Source organism: Streptomyces sp. NPDC005151 (assembly GCF_053599875.1).
The window spans coordinates 1-16,659 of the sequence record NZ_JBSFYR010000072.1; the positions used below are offsets into that span (position 1 = coordinate 1).

Sequence of the window (16,659 nt, forward strand, 5' to 3'; positions counted from 1 at the left end):
CCTGGAGCGACATGGCGGCAAGAGCCCGGCCGGGGTCGCGGTCCGCGTCCTGTGCCGGATCCTCGCGCTCACAGCGGCGATCTGGCACAACGACAGGACCGGGCAACCAGTCAAACGGTCACTGACTGCCTACGATCACTGACCGCAACGACACCCCTTGGACTCATTCATCTAGGAGAGATCCCACCCATGCCCGAAACGGTCGACACCCTCGGCTCACCCGGCTCGCCCGGATTTCTGGTCATCGGCGAATGCGTCGCCGACATCGTCCGGTTGCCGGGCGAGGACGACCGCGTCCACCCCGGCGGCAGTCCGGCCAACGTCGCGTACGGACTCGCCAGACTCGGCCGGTCCAGCACCCTGCTCACCCAGCTCGGCCCGGACGCCGAGGGCCGGCTGATCGCGGACCATCTGGCGTCCGCCGGAGTCGTGGTGCGTACCGACGGCTCCACCGGTCCCACCCCGGCCGCCTCGGTGGCGCTGGACGCGACCGGCCAGGCCACGTACACCTTCGCCATCACGTGGACGCTCTCCCCGGTGGAACCGGAGCGGCCGCCGTACCATGTGCACACCGGCTCGATCGCGACGGTCATGGAGCCCGGCGCTGCCACCGTCCTCGCCGCCGTCGAGTCACTGCGTACCGCGGCGACCGTCAGCTACGACCCCAATGTGCGGGCGGCCCTGATGGGCGACCACGACGCAGCCGTCCGCCGGGTGGAGCGCTGTGTCGCACTGAGTGATGTGGTCAAGGCCAGCGACGAGGACCTGGCATGGCTGTACCCGGGGCAGTCCCCGGAGTCCGTCGCCGCGCGCTGGCTCGGCACGGGCGGCCCCGCCCTCGTCCTGGTCACCCGGGGGGCAGACGGCGCACTTGCTTTCACTCCTGGCGCGCGGGCCACGGCCGACGCGCCCCGTACCAAGGTCGTGGATACGGTGGGGGCGGGCGACGCGTTCATGTCGGGCACGCTGCACGCCCTCGCCGCGCACGGGCTGCTCGGCGCCGCAGGACGGGACGGACTGCGTGCCATCGATCCGGAGACCGTCACCGATGTGCTGCACCACGCGGCTGTCTCCGCGGCGCTCACCGTCGCACGCGCCGGTGCCAACCCGCCCGACGAACCGGAGCTGCGCGCCGCGCTGACCCGCGCCTGAGCACGGCTGTGCCACTGCCCGCCCGACGGAGCTCGGTCGAGCGGGCGGTGGCACAGCGGGGCCTGCGGTCACGCGTGCGGTGACGGGAGCATGTGCGGTGTGCTGTCGTCGTCGAGGAACTCCACGACCGCCAGGGCGAACAGCGCCGCCAGGGCGATCCACACCGTGACGAGCCCCGTCGGCCGGTCCCACACGAGCAGGACTGCCGCGGCGACCACGACGACCGTCCAGTTGAGCCACTGCTTCGCCCGGTGCACCCAGGCGCCGACCGGACCGCCGGTGATCCCGGCCGCGTCGCGCACGGCGCCGATGCCGCCGTTCCACATGGCCTTGACCCGGGTGGCGGCGCGGCCCTCGCCGGAGAGCCAGGCGGCGAGCGCCACCACCGTGCCCAGTGTGACCACGAGCCGGACCACGCCGCGCAGCTGGACGACCAGGGCATCGAAGACGGAACCGGCCGCCGGCTGCGACACCGTGTCCGGAAGACTGTCCAGATAGAACGCGCGGAACACCCACAGCGCCAGGCCCAGCACCGCACCGCCCACCGCGATCGCGAGGGCCGCCGTGACCAGCGCACGGCGTCGGCGCACCGCGAGCAGCACCCCGCCCGCGGCGAGCACCAGGGTCACCACCGGCAGCCAGAACCCGGCCAGTTGCAGCAGCCGGAAGCCCTTCTTGGCCTTGCCGATCGCGTCGGACGTCAGCACGGTGAAGTCGGTGTGGATCTCGGGGATCTTCGCGGCGATCGTCAGCCCGTGATCGACCAGGAGCTGCTTCACCCGGTCGATCACCGGGGCGAGATCGATGACAACCGTGTCGTTCGTGAGCTTCACGGCCCCGCCTCCGCTGCCGGTCAGCGCCTTGACGGCCGCCGCGTGGGCGCCGCGGTTGAGGTCGACCCACACCTTCTCGAAAGCGTCCGAGGTCACGAACTTCTCCACGGTCCCGTGCACGAAGTTCGTGAGGCCCGTGGTGAGCGGGGCGCTCAGCCGTCCCAGCGCCTTGTCGAGGACCGGCCGGTCCGCCGGGGCCACCTCGGCGAGCAGCGCATGGACATCCAGATGCGTCATCACGGCACCGGTAACCCGGTTCGTCAGCGCTGCCTGCACGTCGGGGTCCGACGCCAGCGGCTTCATCATCGCCACATAGCGGTCGGTGTCGCCGACATCGTTCCTGGCCCAGACGGCGACGGCGCTCAGCGGCGTGAGGACGGCCGCGACGAGGATCAGCAGCACGGCGAAGACCGAGCGGATCCGGGGCCGGGACCGCACGGGCGTGCGCGCCTCCAGCTGCGTCACCCGCGCGCGCAGCGCGTCCAGTTCATCGTTGGCTGAGGGAGGCTGTGACTCGTCGTGGTCCGCTGATGCCATGACCCAAGGGGATGCCCTGCGCGTCCGGGCAGCACGGCGAATTGCTCCGTACGGGTGAGCCGGGGGCGCGTGCCGGGCGCGAGCCGTTCGTGCTCGCGGGCTCCGCGCGCCCCCGTTCGGCTCAGTGAGCGCATCCTCACCGGGGTGACGGCCGTTCGCCAGCCGGTGGGTCTGATCGGTTGCGGGGATCGGGGCAGCGAGTGCCGAGGGGATACGTACTCGACGGCGCCGCGCAACCGGATACGGGGGCGGGTACGGGTCGGCGGAATCACCGTCTTCGGGCGCGGTCCGGCCTGGGCTTCCGCCGTACTTCGCCGGCGAGGAACCCGCACGGACCACGCACGGTGCGCGACGGAAGGAATGGCACATGACGCAGGCTGACATCGGGGTCGCGGTGACGGGAGTGGGGCTGGTGACCCCCGCGGGCGCCGATGAACACGCCTTCTGGGCGGGGCTGTGCGCGGGAAACTCCGTGGCGCGGCGCTGTGGCGAACTGGCCGGACTGTCGGTCGACTTCGCCTGCCCGGTCGACGGACTCGACCTGGACGCGGCGGTGGGCGGGCGCTCGGTGTGGCGGATGGCACGGTTTGTGAAACTGGCCCTGATCGCCGCCCGGCAGGCCGTCGCGGACGCCGGACTCTCCCCGGCGGACTGGGACGGGAGCAGGGTCGGCGTGGTGCTCGGCGTCGGTGTGGGCGGTGTCTCCGTCCTCGTCGACAACCTTCGCAAGCTCGACGGCGCAGGACCTGAGGCCGTCTCCCCGCTCCTGGTGCCGATGATGATCCCGAACGCCGCGGCCGGGGAGCTCGCCATCGCGCTGCGCGCCCAGGGGCCCAGTCTGGCGCCCGCCACCGCCTGCGCGTCCGGGGCGACCGCGATCGCCGTCGCCCGTGACCTGCTGACGAGGGGCCGATGCGATGTGGTCGTGGCGGGAGGTTCGGAGTCCGCGCTGACCCCGCTCGTGGTGGCGGCCTTCGCGAAGATGGGGGCGCTCTCCACTCGTACCGGCGATCCGGCGGGCGCGTCGAGGCCGTTCGCCACGGACCGGGACGGGTTCGTCATCGGGGAGGGTGCCGCCGTGCTCGTGCTGGAGCGGACCGCTGACGCGTGCGCCCGCGGCGGACATCCGCGTGCGTTGCTGACCGGCGTGGGTTCCAGTACGGATGCTCACCACCCCACTGCTCCGACACCCGACGGGCGCGGTGCGCAGCGGGCGGTGGAGGCGGCGCTGCACGAGGCGGGCTGGGCGCCCCGCGAGGTCGACCACATCAACGCGCACGGCACGTCCACTCCGTTGAACGACGCGATGGAGACCACGCTCATCTCCCGGCTCTTCCCGCACCGGCCCTCGGTCACCGCTCCGAAGGGCGTGGTCGGACACACCCTCGCCGCCTCCGGGGCGATCGAGGCGGTGGCGACCGTACTGACCCTGGAGCAGGGCATCGTGCCGCCGATCGCCAACCTGGATGCGTTGCCGGACGGGTTCGCGCTCGACTGCGTGACCAAGGAGCCGCGCCGGCAGTCCGTCGAGCGCGCCGTCAGCCACTCCTTCGGCTTCGGCGGACACAACGTCGCTCTCGCCTTCCAGCGCGTCTGACCGGTCGGACCGCCCGCAGGTCCCGGTGGGAGCGGCGAGGTGTGTCCTCGCCGTTCCTTCATCGTTCTCTTGTTCATGACCGCAACGATCGACAGCACCACCGTCCACAGCACTGCCGACCTGTTGAGAGGCGTCCTCTTCGGCGTCAACTTCCTTCAGGAGCACGGCTCCTGGCGTCGGCTGATCTCTACGGAACCGTTCCGCCGCCCGGCCGGCCGCAGTCCCGACGAGCGTCTCGCCCTGACGTACGAACGGCTGAGGATCCTCAACAGCGCGCTCGACAGCGCAGCCGGGCCCGCCGCCGACCCACGCGCCCTCGCCGCCCTGCACGAGTGGCTCGGCCCGGTCGATCCGGCGCTCACCACCGTTGCGGGCATCCACTACAACCTCTTCCTCGGCAGCCTCCTCGACCATGCCGGCGACAGCCGCCGTGACCTGTCGGACTTCCTCCGGTTGCGGCGCATCGGCACCTTCCTCTGTACGGAGGTGGCGCACGGCAATGACGCGGTGGCCGTCGAGACCACGGCGACGTACGACCGCGCACGCGACGGGTTCGTGCTGCACACCCCGCACGCCGGGGCGCAGAAGTTCATGCCCAACACCAGTCCGGCCGGCGGCCCCAAGACCGGACTGGTCGCGGCGCGCCTGCTCGCGGACGGCGCCGACCGCGGCGTCTTTCTCTTCCTGGTGCCGCTCACCGACGACACGCACGCTCTCCCGGGGGTACGCGCCCGCAGGCTGCCGGCGCGCCTGGGCAGCCCCGTCGACCACTGTCTGACCTCCTTCGACCGGGTCTTCGTGGGGCGTGACGCACTGCTCGGCGGTGAGCACGGACGGATCGGCGACGACGGGGAGTTCAGCAGCGTTCTGCCCAACCGCAGGCGTCGCTTCCTCACCTCGATCGCACGCGTCACGGTGGGCAAGATTTCCATGAGCGCCTGCGCGGTCGGCTCCGCGCGCGCGACGCTCGCCGTTGCCGTGCGCTACGGGGGCCATCGGCACATCTCCGGGCCGCGCGCCGCGGAACGGGTGCGGGTGATCGCCCACCGCAGCCATCACGGCCCGCTCGCCGAGGCCATGGCCACGGTGTTCGCGATGAGCCTGCTGCACCGCAGGGCCCTCGACCGTTGGGAGGAACAGCTCGGGACCGGTACGGAGACGGGACGGGCCGAGGCGGAGCGGCTGGTCGCCGTCGCGAAGGGGTGGATTACCTGGCAGGCCCGTGCCGTTGTCGTCGAATGCCGCGAACGGTGCGGAGCACAGGCGCTGTTGGAGAACAACGGCATGACCGAGCTGATCACCGGCGCGGAGGCGGTGATCACCGCCGAGGGCGACAACCTGGCCATCCACGCCAAGGCCGCCGCGGAAATGCTCTTCGCCGCCTCGCCGGGCGCGGACGGCGGTACCTCGGACCGAGCGACCGGAGAGCTCGCCGACCCCCGGTTCCTGGGGTGGCTGCATGCGCAGGTGGAGGTCATCTGGTTCGCCCGCGCCAGGGAGCGGATGAGGTGCGCACCGCACGGTGATCCGCTGGCGCGGTGGAACGCGGCGTCCGGGCCCGCCCTGCGGGGCGTCGAGGCGCACGCCCGCCGACAGGCGGCCGAGGCGTACGCAGAGGCGGTCGCAGAACTGCCCGAAGGTCCTGGCCGCGAGAGACTGGCCGAACTGGAGCGGCTGTTCGCCCTCCAGTGGGTGGCCCGCAACAGTGGCGATCTGCTCGCTGCCGGTCATCTGACCACCGATCAGGTCAACGCCCTGCCAGACGCCGTCGAGCAGCTCATCGCCGCCGTTGCCGGGCATCTGCCCACCCTGGTCGAGTCCTTCGCGCTGCCGGAGGAGGTGCTCGCGGACTGGCCCATCGCCGGCGCGGACTACGTCGATGCGTACGACGATCCGGAGGCGTCCTGGCACACCACCACCGGGGCGCAGGGGGAGCGGTGACGGCCTCGGACGAGCGCACCGCCGGGCAGCTGTGCCGGGTACGGGACGTGGTCGGAGCCCTCGGAGTCCGGGCCGTTCTGCGGGCGTACTGGGGCACCGCATCCGTCCTTTCCCGGTGCTGTACGAAGCCGCGGGTGATCGTTGGCGAATCGGTTCGCCGCAAGGCGTAACCGGCAGATCGGGAGTCAGTTACTTCGACGTCGGGACCGTGCGCTCCGCCGTCCCGGGCATCGGCAGAACCTGCATGACGTGCGCGACCTGCACGACCTGCACGACCTAGCGAAGAGGAAGATCATGAGCGCGATTCATCCCAAGATCACCGACGTTCTCACGAACACCTTCAAGGTGCCCGCCGCCGAGATCCTTCCGGGTTCCACGATGGACAGCCTGGAGATGGACTCCCTCGCCGTCGCCGAGTTCGCCGTCATCATCAAGGAGACGCTGGGGGTCGAGGCCGACTCCGACAAGCTCTACAAGGACGCCACCCTCGCCGACATCACGACGTTCATCGATGCCGCGGTGAGCGGCGACCCCGCGATGAGCAACGCCCGATGAACAGGCCTGCCGTCGCCGTCACCGGCCTGGGGATGATCACCCCGGTCGGCAACGACACCGAAACCACCTGGGACGGGGTGTGCGCCGGGGTCTCACCGGCCCGCACCGTCCCCGAGCTCGAAGGCTGCGCGATCGACTTCGCCTGCACGGTCTCCGGCATCGATCTGGACGAGGCGGTCGGCGGCCGTGCGTCCTTCCGGATGGGGAGGTACGTCAAGTTCGCCGTCCTCGCCGCGCGGGAAGCGGTCGCGGATGCCGGACTGGACCCGGCCGACTGGGACGGCAGCCGGGTCGCCGTGGTCGTCGGCACCAGCAGCGGAGGCTCCGCGGGCCTGACCGAACAGGCCGTCGCCCTCGACCGGCGCGGACCGGGGGCCACCTCGCCGGCGGGGATCCTCCTCACCATCCCGAACATGCCCGCCGCGGAGATCGCCATCCGGATGGGGGCGACCGGTCCCAGCCTGGCGCCGTGCACCGCCTGTTCATCCGGGGTCACCGCGCTCTCCGTCGCCCGGGACCTGCTGGTCACCGGGCAGTGCGACCTCGCGATCGCCGGAGCCACCGAGTCGATCGTCTTCCCGGTCGCCATGACCGGATTCGCTCGGTCCGGTGCCGCCGCGACGAGGGACGGCGACCCGGCCCGCCTCTGCCGGCCGTTCGCGGCCGACCGCGCCGGTCTGGTCATGGGCGAGGGCGCCGCCGTCATGGTGCTGGAACGGGCGGACGACGCACGGGCCCGGGCAGCGGTCCCGCGGGCGCTGCTCGCCGGGACGGGCGCCACCACCGATGCCCACCATCCGACCAGTCCGCACCCGTCCGGCGCCGTCGCCCGGGCTGCGGTCGAGGCCGCGCTGCGCGACGCGGACTGGGCGGCCGAGGACGTCGAACACGTCAACGCGCACGGCACGTCGACACCGCTGGGCGACGCCACCGAAGCCGCTCTCATCAGCCGGGCCTACCCGCACCGGCCACCCGTCACCGCCCCCAAGGGGGTACTGGGCCACTGCATGGGGGCTGCCGGAGCCATCGAGGCGGGGCTGACGATCCTCACGCTGCAGCGCGGGGTCGTACCGCCGATCGCCAACCTGGACGTCCCGGCGCCCGAGTTCGACATCGACTGCGTCACCGAACAGCCCCTCCACCGGCCCGTCCGGCGCGCCGTGAGCCACTCCTTCGGGTTCGGCGGCCACAACGCCGTGGTCGCCCTCCAGCGTCCCTAAGGGCTGTCCCGTAATCCCTGGCGGGCGCACGACGTCAGCTACGGCACCTCGCCGCGTTGTCGGAACGTCCGAATACATCCAGTATGCGGACGCCCCTCCGCCTTGCGATGCACCGCATCTGACGCCGCGCGCTGTCCCGCCAGGGATTACGGGACAACCCTTAGTCAGGGGGCGGAGCATGCCGGGGCGGTACGGCCGGGGCGCCTCCGGCCCCACCGCACCGCCGACGAGCCGCGCGGAGCAGCGTGATAGCTTGCCAAAGCCAGTCAAACTCCACGTAGGGGTCAGGGAATCCGGTGCGAATCCGGAGCTGACGCGCAGCGGTGAGGGGGACGGGCGGGGCCACAGCCACTGGGACATCCACGGGTGTCCTGGGAAGGCGTCCCGTTCGAAGGAACCCGAGTCCGAAGACCTGCTGGCACCTGCCGCCCGGTACCGGGCGGCAGCACTCCGTACAGCGGGCTCCGCGCATGGGCCCTGAGACGCAGAGGGACTCCGTGCCGTCCATAGCCAGCCCTGCCCGCGCCGCCGCCCTGCTCTCGGCGGCACTCCTCCTGCTGACCGCGTGCGGCGGAGGGACTGACAACTCCACGGCCAAGTCAGCTGGTGGCGAAGGCTATCCGGTGACGCTCAGGAACTGCGGCCGCACCGTCACCGTCGAAGCCGCACCGCACCACGCCGTCTCCGTCGACCAGGGATCGACGGAGATCCTGCTCTCCCTCGGCCTCGCCGACCGGCTGGCGGCCACAGCCACCTGGACCGACCCGGTGATGAAGGGGCTGGAGAAGGCCAACGCGAAGGTGCCACGCCTCTCGGAGAACCGGCCGTCGTCGGAGAAGGTCCTCGACCAGGAACCCGACTTCGTCAGCGCCTCGTTCGAATCGACCCTCGCCAAGGGCGGCGTCGCCCCCCGCGAACAGTTCGAGGAGCTCGGTGTCCCCACCTACGTGTCGCCCGCTGACTGCACCGGCAAGGACAACAGCGGCGGCGGCGACGGAGCGCGTACCGAAGCAGTGACCATGGACAGCGTCTACGGCGAAGTGCGCGACCTGGCCGCGGTGTTCGGCGTCCAGCAGCGCGGCGACGAGCTCGTCGCCCGGCTGCGGGAGCGGGTGAAAAAGGCCGCCGACGGCATCGGCGCCTCCGACGCCACTCTCCTCTACTGGTTCTCCGACTCCAAGGCCCCGTACCTGGCGGGCTGCTGCGGGGCACCCGGCGTCATCACCAGGGAGCTCGGAGCGAAGAACGTCTTCGACGACACCCATGAGGAATGGCCGCAGATCAGCTGGGAGACCGTCGCCGACCGCAACCCCGACGTCCTGGTCATCGGCGATCTGACACGCAAGGCACAGACCGCCGAGAGCGCCGCGAAGAAGATCGAGTTCCTGGAATCCAATCCCGCGACGAAGAACATGGACGCCGTCAAGCACAAGCGGTACGTGCTGCTCAGCGGCCAGGCCATGAACCCGTCCATCCGGACGGTCGAGGGTCTGGAACAGGTCGCCGCCGGGCTGCGGACGTTCGGGCTCGCCGGGTGACGGACACCGAACGGGGCGCAGCGGTACGTACGGAGCAGGCACCCGGAACCGATACGCACCGCAGGGCCGGTGGCGCACGGGGGCTGCGCGACGGTGTGCTGTGGGCCGCGGGCGTCACCCTGCTCGCGCTGTCCGTCGCCGTCGCCGTCACCATCGGCCCCGCCCGGATCTCCGTCGCCGACGTCTGGTCCGCGGTGGCCGCCCATCTCGGGGTGGGCGACTCGCGGCTCACCCCGATCCGGGACGGCATCATCTGGAACCTGCGCATGCCCCGTACTCTGCTCGCCGCCGTGTGCGGCGCCGGGCTCGCGGTGTGCGGCACGGTCATGCAGTCCCTGCTCCGCAACCCGCTCGCCGACCCGTTCGTCCTCGGCGTCTCCTCCGGGGCGTCGACGGGCGCGGTCGTGGTCGTCGTACTCGGAGTGGGCGGGGGAACGGTGTCGATCTCGACCGGGGCATTCATCGGGGCACTTTGCTCGTTCGCCCTTGTGCTGCTGCTCAGTCATACCCTCGGTGGTACGACGGACCGGGTCGTCCTCTCCGGCGTCGCGGCCATGCAGCTGTTCTCCGCGCTGACTTCCTTCGTGGTGATGACCTCGGCCGACGCCGAGCAGACCCGAGGCGTGCTGTTCTGGTTGCTCGGCTCGCTCAGCGGGGTCGGCTGGACCGATGTGTGGGTCTGCTTCACCGTGCTCGTCGCGACCCTGCTGATCTGTCTGGGCCACGCCCGTACGCTCGACGCCTTCGCCTTCGGTCAGGACGCGGCAGCCGCCCTGGGAGTCGATGTCGGCCGCACCCGGATCGTGCTGCTCTGCACGACCGCGCTGCTGACCGCCGCGCTCGTCAGCTCGGCGGGCGCCATCGGCTTCGTCGGGCTGGTGCTGCCCCATGCCGCCCGGGCGCTCACCGGCTCCGGGCACCGGCGGCTGCTACCGGTCACCGCGCTGGCCGGGGCGGTGTTCCTGGTCTGGGTCGACACGCTCGCCCGGACCGTCCTCGATCCGCAGGAGGTGCCGGTGGGCGTCGTCACCGCTCTCATCGGCGTACCCGCGTTCGTTCTGGTCCTGTACCGCACCCGGAGGACCACATGACATCCATCGGCACCGCCGCAGGTCTGCGCGCCCAGCGGGTCTCCCGGGAGGCGGGCGGCCGTCTCGTCCTCGACGGGGTCTGCCTCGTCCCCCCGCCCGGCGCGACCGTCGGGCTCCTCGGCCCCAACGGGTCGGGCAAGTCCACGCTGCTGCGGGTGCTGGCGGGGGTCCTCGCGCCGGCGGCGGGCGTGGTGACGCTCGACGGCGAACCGCTCGCCGCGATCGGCCGGCGCACCGTCGCGCAGCGGGTCGCCGTGGTCGACCAGCATGCCGACACCCAGGTCGAGCTGCGCGTCCGGGACGTCGTCGGGCTCGGCCGCATTCCGCACCGCCGCGCCTGGTCGGCGCCCAGCCGCGCGGACGACGAAGCGGTACGCGAGGCGCTGGAACGCACCGGACTCGCCGAACGCAGCGACCAGTCCTGGCACACGCTCTCCGGGGGCGAGCGCCAGCGTGTCCAGATCGCCCGCGCACTGGCGCAGCAGCCGCGTGAACTGCTGCTGGACGAGCCGACGAACCATCTCGACATCCAGCACCAGCTGGAGCTGCTGTCCCTGGTCACCTCGCTGCCCGTCACCGGCGTCATCGCTCTGCACGACCTCAATCTGGCCGCGATGTTCTGCGACCGGATCGTCGTCCTGAAGGAGGGGCGGGTGGTGGCCGCCGGTACCCCGGCGGAGGTGATCACCGAGGAACTCATCGCGGATGTGTACCGGGTACGGGCGGTGGTCACCCAGGACGGCCCGGACGGGCGGCCCTCGGTGCGGTTTCTGCCCGGACGGGCGGAGTAGCCGGACATACGGAAGCAGGAGGCGGAACCCGGCACGGTGCGCACCCGCCCCTGGCCTGTCCGCTCCCGGGAGCCGTGGCTGCCTGGTCTCCGGGACCGGCCGTGGAACTCACCTGGTGAGGCCGTAGTGACGGTAGAGCTCCTCCTCCTCGGAGACGGAGAGATGGGCATCCGCGTCCACCCTCGGGGCGCCTTTCACGCGGTCCTTCGGATGGGGGATGTGCAGATCGGAGCCCACCCGGCGAGCGCCCTCCAGGGGCACGAAATTCTCCTTCATGCCGAACAGGCCGGTCTTCACCGTGATCCAGTCCGGTCTGCCGGTGGCGTCGTCGAGATACACCCGCCCCACGGTGCCGACCTTCTCGCCCCTGGGGTCGTACACCGTCAGGCCGTCGAGCTCCTTGGCATCCGTGAAACCGTCAGCGGCTCCCATGACCGGTCCCTCCTCGCCCGGGCGCGCGTCCTGTGGGCAGTTCCACCAAGGAAGGCACGTCCTGATTCCATCGCGCCTCACCCGGATGGGCGATGCAACTTCCCGGCCCGGAACGGTGGCCCGTCGCATCCGGGGCGGCAACGTGCGATGCCGGTGGTGGGGGAACAGCCCGGCGTTGGGCCGTTCGAGTGAGGTCGTGACGGTGCGGAGGCATACGGGGGATTGCGGACGGCTACCTCGGGCGGTCCGGCCGAACGGCGCTTTGGCCACACCGCCGTCATCGGCATCGACACGGACTCCAAGCTCGGCATCTCCGCCAACACGTCCGTGGTCGGCGCGCTCGTGGCGATGCTCATCGGCCGCATCCCGCTGAGCTTCATCCGCACGGAGCCGTGCCGCCCCTGCCGCATATGATCGACAGACCGTTTCCGACCGTCGTCCTGCCGTGCCACCGGGGGTGCATCATCCGTTCCGTACGCGTCCGCGCACCCGGACAACGGGGCGAGCTGCTGACCCGGCAGGAGGACGGTCTCGCCCTGCACCACCTCGTCTGGCGGCTCGGACCCGGCTGGCGGGTGTGCAGCAGCGCCGTACTCGGCGGCGGCATCGGGATGCGCGAGTGGATCCTCAACGCCCAGGTGCCCGGCGGTTATCCGCGCCTCGACCCCGACCGGCACCTCGCCGAGATCGCCGCCGCCGAAGCGCTCACCGGTCCCGGTGCCGGACTGATGACCGCGGCCGATGTCACCGCGTACACCGTCGCCGACGACGAGGGCGTGACCGCCACTGCCACAAGCGGTCTGGGTGTACGGGGCTGGGCCGCCGACCCGGCCGCGGGACACGCCGGGCCGCTGCCGCCGGGCACGGTGAATATCGTCGTGACCGTCCCCGTGGCCCTTTCCGACGCCGCTCTGGTCAATGCCGTCGCGACAGCCACCGAGGCGAAGGTCCAGGCGCTCCTGGACGCCGGACTCGACTGCTCCGGCACCCCCACGGACGCGGTGTGCATCGCCTCACCGGAGCCTGCACCCGGCGCGGCCGGGGAACCTTTCGCGGGCCCGCGCTCGACGTGGGGGTCGCGACTCGCCCGAGCCGTGCACACCGCCGTACGGGAGGGCGCACTGCGGCACCCTTGACCTCGTACCGCCCACGCGCCGACGAAGGGACCCTTGTTCTCATGACGTCCACCCCTGCCAACTCCATTCCCGAGCGGCCGACCGTGGCCGTCCTCGGCACCGGGATCATGGGATCCGGCATGGCCCGGAGCCTGCTCCGCGCCGGACTCGACGTCCGCGCCTGGAATCGTACGCAGGCCAAGGCGGCCCCCCTCGCCGCCGACGGCGCCACGGTCACCGAAACGGCGGAGGAAGCCGTACGCGGCGCCGACGTCATCCTGACGATGCTGAACGACGGACTGTCCGTGGCCGCCGCGCTCACCGCCGCGGCGCCCGGGGTGCAACGCGGCCAGGTTTTGCTGCAGAGCTCCACCGTCGGGATCGACGCCACCATCGAACTCGCCCAGAGGGCGGCCGACTTGGGGCTCGTCTATCTCGACGCACCGGTTGCGGGTACCAAGCAGCCCGCGGAACAGGGCGCGTTGACGGTCTTCGTCTCCGGTCCGTCCGCCGTCCGCCCGTTGGTGAACCCCGTGCTGAACGCGATCGGACAGCGCACGGTCTGGGTCGGCGAAACACCGGGCGCCGCCTCGCGACTGAAGCTCGTGGTCAACACCTGGGTGATCAACATGGTGAGCAGCATCGCCGAGTGCCTGAACCTCGCGGAGGGGCTGGGCATCGACCCGCAGTCGTTCCTCGACGTGATGAAGGGCGGCCCGCTGGATTCCGCGTATCTCCAGGGCAAGTCCGCCGCGGTCCTCTCCGGCGACCTCACCCCGAGCTTCACCCTGTCCACCGCGCTCAAGGACACCCGCCTCATCCTTGCGGCCGCCGAACAGACCGGGGTGACGCTGGATCTCGTTGCCGCGTCGGCGAACCGGTTCACGCGTGCGGAGGAGGCGGGACACGGCGGCGAGGACATGATCGCCACCTACTACGCGGGCCGCCCTGCGGAGAAGGACGACGACTGACCGTCCCCGGTCGGAGCTCACTCGTCGTCGCTCACTCCTCGACGAACATGCCGTTGCGGAGCTTTTGCAGGATCCGGCTGAGCAGCCGCGACACATGCATCTGGGAGATGCCGAGCTCCGCGCCGATCTGCGACTGCGTCATCTCCTGACCGAAGCGCATGTCGATGATGCGACGGTCGCGCGCGTCGAGGTGGCCCAGCAGCGGGGCGAGGGTGTGCAGATTCTCGACCGTCTCCATGCCGGGGTCCGGGGAGCCGAGGGCGTCGGCGAGCGTGCGCCCCGGCGGGTGGAGCCGTCGCGCGACCGCCGGATCGGACGGCATGTCCAGCGATCCTGCGGTGTACCCGTTGGCGGCGACGATGCCTTCGGTGACCTCCTCCTCGCCGATCCCGAGCTGCTCGGCGAGCTCCGGCACGGTGGGGTCGCGGTCGAACTCCGCGGCCAGTGAATCCTTGGCCTTGGCGATGTCTACCCGCAACTCCTGCATCCGGCGCGGCACATGGACCGACCAGCTCGTGTCGCGGAAGAACCGCTTGATCTCCCCGACGATGTACGGCACCGCGAAGGAGGTGAACTCCACCTCGCGGGACAGGTCGAACCGGTCGACGGCCTTGATCAGCCCTATCGTGCCGACCTGGACGATGTCCTCCATGTCGCCACTGCCGCGGTTCCGGAACCGGCCCGCGGCGAACCGGACGAGCGAGAGGTTCATCTCGATGAGCGTGTTACGAGCGTACTGATGGGCGGGGGTGCCCTCCTCGAGGAGCCGGAGGCGGTCGAAGAACAGCCGCGACAGGACCCGCGCATCCTTCGGGGCGACCTTCCCCGCATCCTCAATCCATGGAAATTCGCCCGCGGAGCCGGTCATGTCCGGGGCGTCTGCCCCGGCCGTCCGTGCTCTGTGCGCCGTCATCTCGTCACGCTCCCCTGGTCGTAGGCCATGAGGTGTATGCGCCTGCCCCCGGCAGGGGCGCCCATGCGTGAAAGAGCGAGTCGATCCGGCCAATCGGCGTGACTGGCCGGGAATGTTCGTGATCCGGCGTCACAACCGTTCAGGTGAGGAGCGGGAGAGCACAGAACTGCCCCACCGGTACGGGGGAGCCCGGTGGGACGGTCACTATCAGACTGCCACAGGAGTCGGCCGAATGTGGCGCGACCGGGTCCGTATCGATGGGCAGTTGAGTCGAAATCGATTCCGGACCGGGCAGCGGAGCGGGTCAGTCGCGCGGGTATCCCACGATGGTGTGGGTGACGGCGGGGGAGTCCTGTCGTGCGGTAGTGGCTGCTGAGCCCTGAGAAGCGCGCTGTGTCCCCCGTCTCCAGCAGATGCGGGACGTCGTCCACCACCAGTGTCACCTGGCCGGAAATCACCAGCACGTACTCCAGCTGTCGCCCGGTGACGTCAGCACGACGAGGACGCCGACGGCCAGGGCGTATCCACCGCCGCCGGTACCGGCGACGACGATCGTGACGAGCAGGGCCGGCAGCGCGAGCAGCAGATCGGCCCAGCGGCGTACGACGGCGTTGGTCCAGCCCTGTGCCGCTCGATCCGGATTCATTGCGGCCCTGTGAACACTCCGGCACCCCGGGAATACGTGCATGCCGAATGGACTTTTCGCTGCTGTAGCCCGCGGTGGCGGTGCCGACAGCCGATGCCATGAACCGGAGCGAGGGAGCTCATGCCCAAGGCGTACGTATTCACCCGCAACGGCGGACCTGAGGTGGAAGCCTTCGTCGAGCAGGAGGCACCGACCCCTGGGCCCGGGGAGCTCCTGGTCGCGGTCCGGGCGGCCGGAGTGAACCCCGTCGACTGGAAGCTCCGCAACGGGTACACCCGGCCCGGCAGCACGGCGCCGGAGTTCCCCGCCGTGTTCGGCAGCGAGGTGGCCGGGACCGTCGAGCGGGTCGGCCCCGGTGTCGAGGGGTTCGAAGTCGGAGACGCCGTCTTCGGCAACCCGCTGAGCGGTGGGTACGCCGAGTACGCACTGCTGCCCGTCGCGGTCACCGCACACAAGCCCGACAGCCTGCCGTTCACCGAGGCGGCCGCGGCGCTGCGCGCAGTGGAGAGCGGACACACCCGCGGCAAGATCGTGATCGAGGTGGCCGCCGCATGAGCGCCCCGCACCCCACCACTCGGTCCGGGCACCCGCTGGACAACCCGGCCCGCGCCTCGCTGGCCGGACCGCACGCCCACTTCGCCGAACGCCGGGGCCGCGTCCTGCGCTACCCCACCGATGTGGCGCCCTGGCTCGCGCTTCCGGACATCCCGGACGCCGACGACTGGGCCGACGCCGCCGCCCTCGCCGGGCCCGGCGCATCCCTCACCCTCACCGCCCTGCGCGAACCGCCGCCCGGCGACTGGGAGATCACCTTTCACGCCGAGGGCGTCCAGCTGGTCGACGCCGGACTGGCAGCAGCCCCGGATCCGGAGGCCGTCCGCCTGGGTCCGGCAGATGTGCCGGAGATGCTCGCCCTGGTCGAACGCACCCGCCCCGGACCGTTCCTGCCGCGTACCGTCGAGCTCGGCACCTACCTCGGCATCCGGCGCGAAGGGGCACTCGTCGCGATGGCCGGGGAGCGGCTGCACCCGACCGGCTACAGCGAGGTCAGCGGTGTCTGCACCGACGAGTCCGCACGGGGCCAGGGATTCGCCGGCCGGCTCGTGCTCGCCGTCGCGCACGAGATCAGGGAGCGCGGCGACATCCCGTTCCTGCATGCCTCCGCGACCAACACGAACGCGATCAAGCTCTACGAGTCCCTGGGCTTCCGGCGCCGCCGCCGGACGTCGTTCCTCTCTGCCGTCGTCCCGCGGCAGCTGTCGGAGTCCGGGCGCACCGGTGATACGGGTGGCGCGCAGGTGGCAGCACTGCACTGACGTGTGAGCCG

Annotated in this window: 15 protein-coding genes, 4 pseudogenes and 1 riboswitch; of the genes and pseudogenes, 15 read left to right on the forward strand and 4 right to left on the reverse strand. The window is 71.2% G+C overall.

The genetic code is table 11. The features are described from left to right. A pseudogene (locus ACWD6R_RS29545) lies at window positions 1-142 on the forward strand (IS982 family transposase); the annotation flags it as partial. A 47-nt stretch (window positions 143-189) separates the two neighbouring features. After that, complete coding sequence (locus ACWD6R_RS29550) at window positions 190-1,152, forward strand: carbohydrate kinase family protein (protein ID WP_451821484.1); 963 nt, start codon at window positions 190-192, stop codon at window positions 1,150-1,152. Between the two features lie 68 nt (window positions 1,153-1,220). On the opposite strand, the gene ACWD6R_RS29555 is transcribed toward ACWD6R_RS29550, so the two are convergent. Further along, complete coding sequence (locus ACWD6R_RS29555; protein ID WP_451821485.1) at window positions 1,221-2,522, reverse strand: hypothetical protein; 1,302 nt, start codon at window positions 2,520-2,522, stop codon at window positions 1,221-1,223. Window positions 2,523-2,889: 367 nt separating this feature from the next. Here ACWD6R_RS29555 and ACWD6R_RS29560 point away from each other — a divergent pair, with 367 nt between their 5' ends. From ACWD6R_RS29560 to ACWD6R_RS29590, 7 genes and pseudogenes are all read left to right on the forward strand, one after another. Continuing rightward, window positions 2,890-4,119, forward strand: a complete 1,230-nt coding sequence (locus ACWD6R_RS29560; protein WP_451821486.1) for a beta-ketoacyl-[acyl-carrier-protein] synthase family protein — start codon at window positions 2,890-2,892, stop codon at window positions 4,117-4,119. A gap of 75 nt (window positions 4,120-4,194) precedes the next feature. After that, window positions 4,195-6,230 (forward strand): annotated as a pseudogene (locus tag ACWD6R_RS29565) (acyl-CoA dehydrogenase family protein). 124 nt (window positions 6,231-6,354) lie between these two features. Next, a complete protein-coding gene (locus tag ACWD6R_RS29570; protein ID WP_266989202.1) occupies window positions 6,355-6,615 on the forward strand; it encodes an acyl carrier protein in 261 nt (86 codons plus the stop codon). After that, complete coding sequence (locus tag ACWD6R_RS29575; RefSeq protein WP_451821487.1) at window positions 6,612-7,835, forward strand: beta-ketoacyl-[acyl-carrier-protein] synthase family protein; 1,224 nt, start codon at window positions 6,612-6,614, stop codon at window positions 7,833-7,835. Before ACWD6R_RS29570 ends, ACWD6R_RS29575 begins: the two co-directional genes overlap by 4 nt. 246 nt (window positions 7,836-8,081) lie before the next feature. Continuing rightward, window positions 8,082-8,269: riboswitch (cobalamin riboswitch) on the forward strand. A gap of 63 nt (window positions 8,270-8,332) precedes the next feature. Next, the gene (locus ACWD6R_RS29580; RefSeq protein ID WP_451821488.1) at window positions 8,333-9,373 is read left to right on the forward strand and encodes an ABC transporter substrate-binding protein; all 1,041 of its coding nucleotides are present in this window, start codon (window positions 8,333-8,335) and stop codon (window positions 9,371-9,373) included. Beyond that, a complete protein-coding gene (locus ACWD6R_RS29585) occupies window positions 9,370-10,464 on the forward strand; it encodes a FecCD family ABC transporter permease (RefSeq protein WP_451821489.1) in 1,095 nt (364 codons plus the stop codon). The genes ACWD6R_RS29580 and ACWD6R_RS29585 overlap by 4 nt, the downstream gene beginning before the upstream one ends. Continuing rightward, the gene (locus tag ACWD6R_RS29590) at window positions 10,461-11,255 is read left to right on the forward strand and encodes an ABC transporter ATP-binding protein (protein ID WP_451821490.1); all 795 of its coding nucleotides are present in this window, start codon (window positions 10,461-10,463) and stop codon (window positions 11,253-11,255) included. Before ACWD6R_RS29585 ends, ACWD6R_RS29590 begins: the two co-directional genes overlap by 4 nt. Window positions 11,256-11,366: 111 nt before the next feature. Here the strand turns inward: ACWD6R_RS29590 and ACWD6R_RS29595 are convergent. Then, window positions 11,367-11,687: pseudogene (locus ACWD6R_RS29595) on the reverse strand (PRC-barrel domain-containing protein); the annotation flags it as partial. A 222-nt stretch (window positions 11,688-11,909) separates the two neighbouring features. Between ACWD6R_RS29595 and ACWD6R_RS29600 the strand changes: the two are divergent. Genes ACWD6R_RS29600 through ACWD6R_RS29610 form a run of 3 tightly spaced genes read left to right on the forward strand, consistent with a single transcriptional unit; the run spans window position 11,910 to window position 13,773 of the window. Next, complete coding sequence (locus ACWD6R_RS29600; protein ID WP_451821521.1) at window positions 11,910-12,101, forward strand: hypothetical protein; 192 nt, start codon at window positions 11,910-11,912, stop codon at window positions 12,099-12,101. Then, on the forward strand, window positions 12,098-12,823 hold the full coding sequence (locus ACWD6R_RS29605; RefSeq protein ID WP_451821491.1) for an adenosylcobinamide amidohydrolase: 726 nt from the start codon (window positions 12,098-12,100) through the stop codon (window positions 12,821-12,823). Before ACWD6R_RS29600 ends, ACWD6R_RS29605 begins: the two co-directional genes overlap by 4 nt. Before the next feature lie 41 nt (window positions 12,824-12,864). Then, complete coding sequence (locus ACWD6R_RS29610; protein ID WP_451821492.1) at window positions 12,865-13,773, forward strand: NAD(P)-dependent oxidoreductase; 909 nt, start codon at window positions 12,865-12,867, stop codon at window positions 13,771-13,773. 31 nt (window positions 13,774-13,804) lie between these two features. Here ACWD6R_RS29610 and ACWD6R_RS29615 read toward each other — a convergent pair whose 3' ends face one another. Together ACWD6R_RS29615 and ACWD6R_RS29620 are read right to left on the reverse strand one after the other, a co-directional pair. Then, window positions 13,805-14,686: an RNA polymerase sigma factor SigF gene (locus ACWD6R_RS29615; protein ID WP_451821493.1), complete on the reverse strand. Its 882-nt coding sequence runs from the start codon at window positions 14,684-14,686 to the stop codon at window positions 13,805-13,807. Between the two features lie 454 nt (window positions 14,687-15,140). Further along, window positions 15,141-15,332 (reverse strand): hypothetical protein, encoded by a 192-nt coding sequence (locus tag ACWD6R_RS29620; RefSeq protein WP_451821494.1) that lies wholly within the window; start codon window positions 15,330-15,332, stop codon window positions 15,141-15,143. Window positions 15,333-15,452: 120 nt separating this feature from the next. On the opposite strand from ACWD6R_RS29620, the pseudogene ACWD6R_RS29625 reads away from it, so the two are divergent. The 3 genes and pseudogenes from ACWD6R_RS29625 to ACWD6R_RS29635 all read left to right on the forward strand — a co-directional run. Beyond that, window positions 15,453-15,818: pseudogene (locus tag ACWD6R_RS29625) on the forward strand (quinone oxidoreductase family protein); the annotation flags it as partial. Between the two features lie 6 nt (window positions 15,819-15,824). Then, window positions 15,825-15,887 (forward strand): hypothetical protein, encoded by a 63-nt coding sequence (locus ACWD6R_RS29630; RefSeq protein ID WP_451821516.1) that lies wholly within the window; start codon window positions 15,825-15,827, stop codon window positions 15,885-15,887. After that, complete coding sequence (locus tag ACWD6R_RS29635; RefSeq protein ID WP_451821495.1) at window positions 15,884-16,648, forward strand: GNAT family N-acetyltransferase; 765 nt, start codon at window positions 15,884-15,886, stop codon at window positions 16,646-16,648. Before ACWD6R_RS29630 ends, ACWD6R_RS29635 begins: the two co-directional genes overlap by 4 nt. Window positions 16,649-16,659: the final 11 nt, after the last annotated feature.

Coding starts and splice junctions, on each gene's coding strand:
- ACWD6R_RS29550 (WP_451821484.1), top strand. CDS start 190: ATGCCCGAAACGGTCGACACCCTCGGCTCACCCGGCTCGCCCGGATTT.
- ACWD6R_RS29555 (WP_451821485.1), bottom strand. CDS start 2,522: ATGGCATCAGCGGACCACGACGAGTCACAGCCTCCCTCAGCCAACGAT.
- ACWD6R_RS29560 (WP_451821486.1), top strand. CDS start 2,890: ATGACGCAGGCTGACATCGGGGTCGCGGTGACGGGAGTGGGGCTGGTG.
- ACWD6R_RS29570 (WP_266989202.1), top strand. CDS start 6,355: ATGAGCGCGATTCATCCCAAGATCACCGACGTTCTCACGAACACCTTC.
- ACWD6R_RS29575 (WP_451821487.1), top strand. CDS start 6,612: ATGAACAGGCCTGCCGTCGCCGTCACCGGCCTGGGGATGATCACCCCG.
- ACWD6R_RS29590 (WP_451821490.1), top strand. CDS start 10,461: ATGACATCCATCGGCACCGCCGCAGGTCTGCGCGCCCAGCGGGTCTCC.
- ACWD6R_RS29605 (WP_451821491.1), top strand. CDS start 12,098: ATGATCGACAGACCGTTTCCGACCGTCGTCCTGCCGTGCCACCGGGGG.
- ACWD6R_RS29610 (WP_451821492.1), top strand. CDS start 12,865: ATGACGTCCACCCCTGCCAACTCCATTCCCGAGCGGCCGACCGTGGCC.
- ACWD6R_RS29615 (WP_451821493.1), bottom strand. CDS start 14,686: ATGACGGCGCACAGAGCACGGACGGCCGGGGCAGACGCCCCGGACATG.
- ACWD6R_RS29620 (WP_451821494.1), bottom strand. CDS start 15,332: ATGAATCCGGATCGAGCGGCACAGGGCTGGACCAACGCCGTCGTACGC.
- ACWD6R_RS29635 (WP_451821495.1), top strand. CDS start 15,884: ATGAGCGCCCCGCACCCCACCACTCGGTCCGGGCACCCGCTGGACAAC.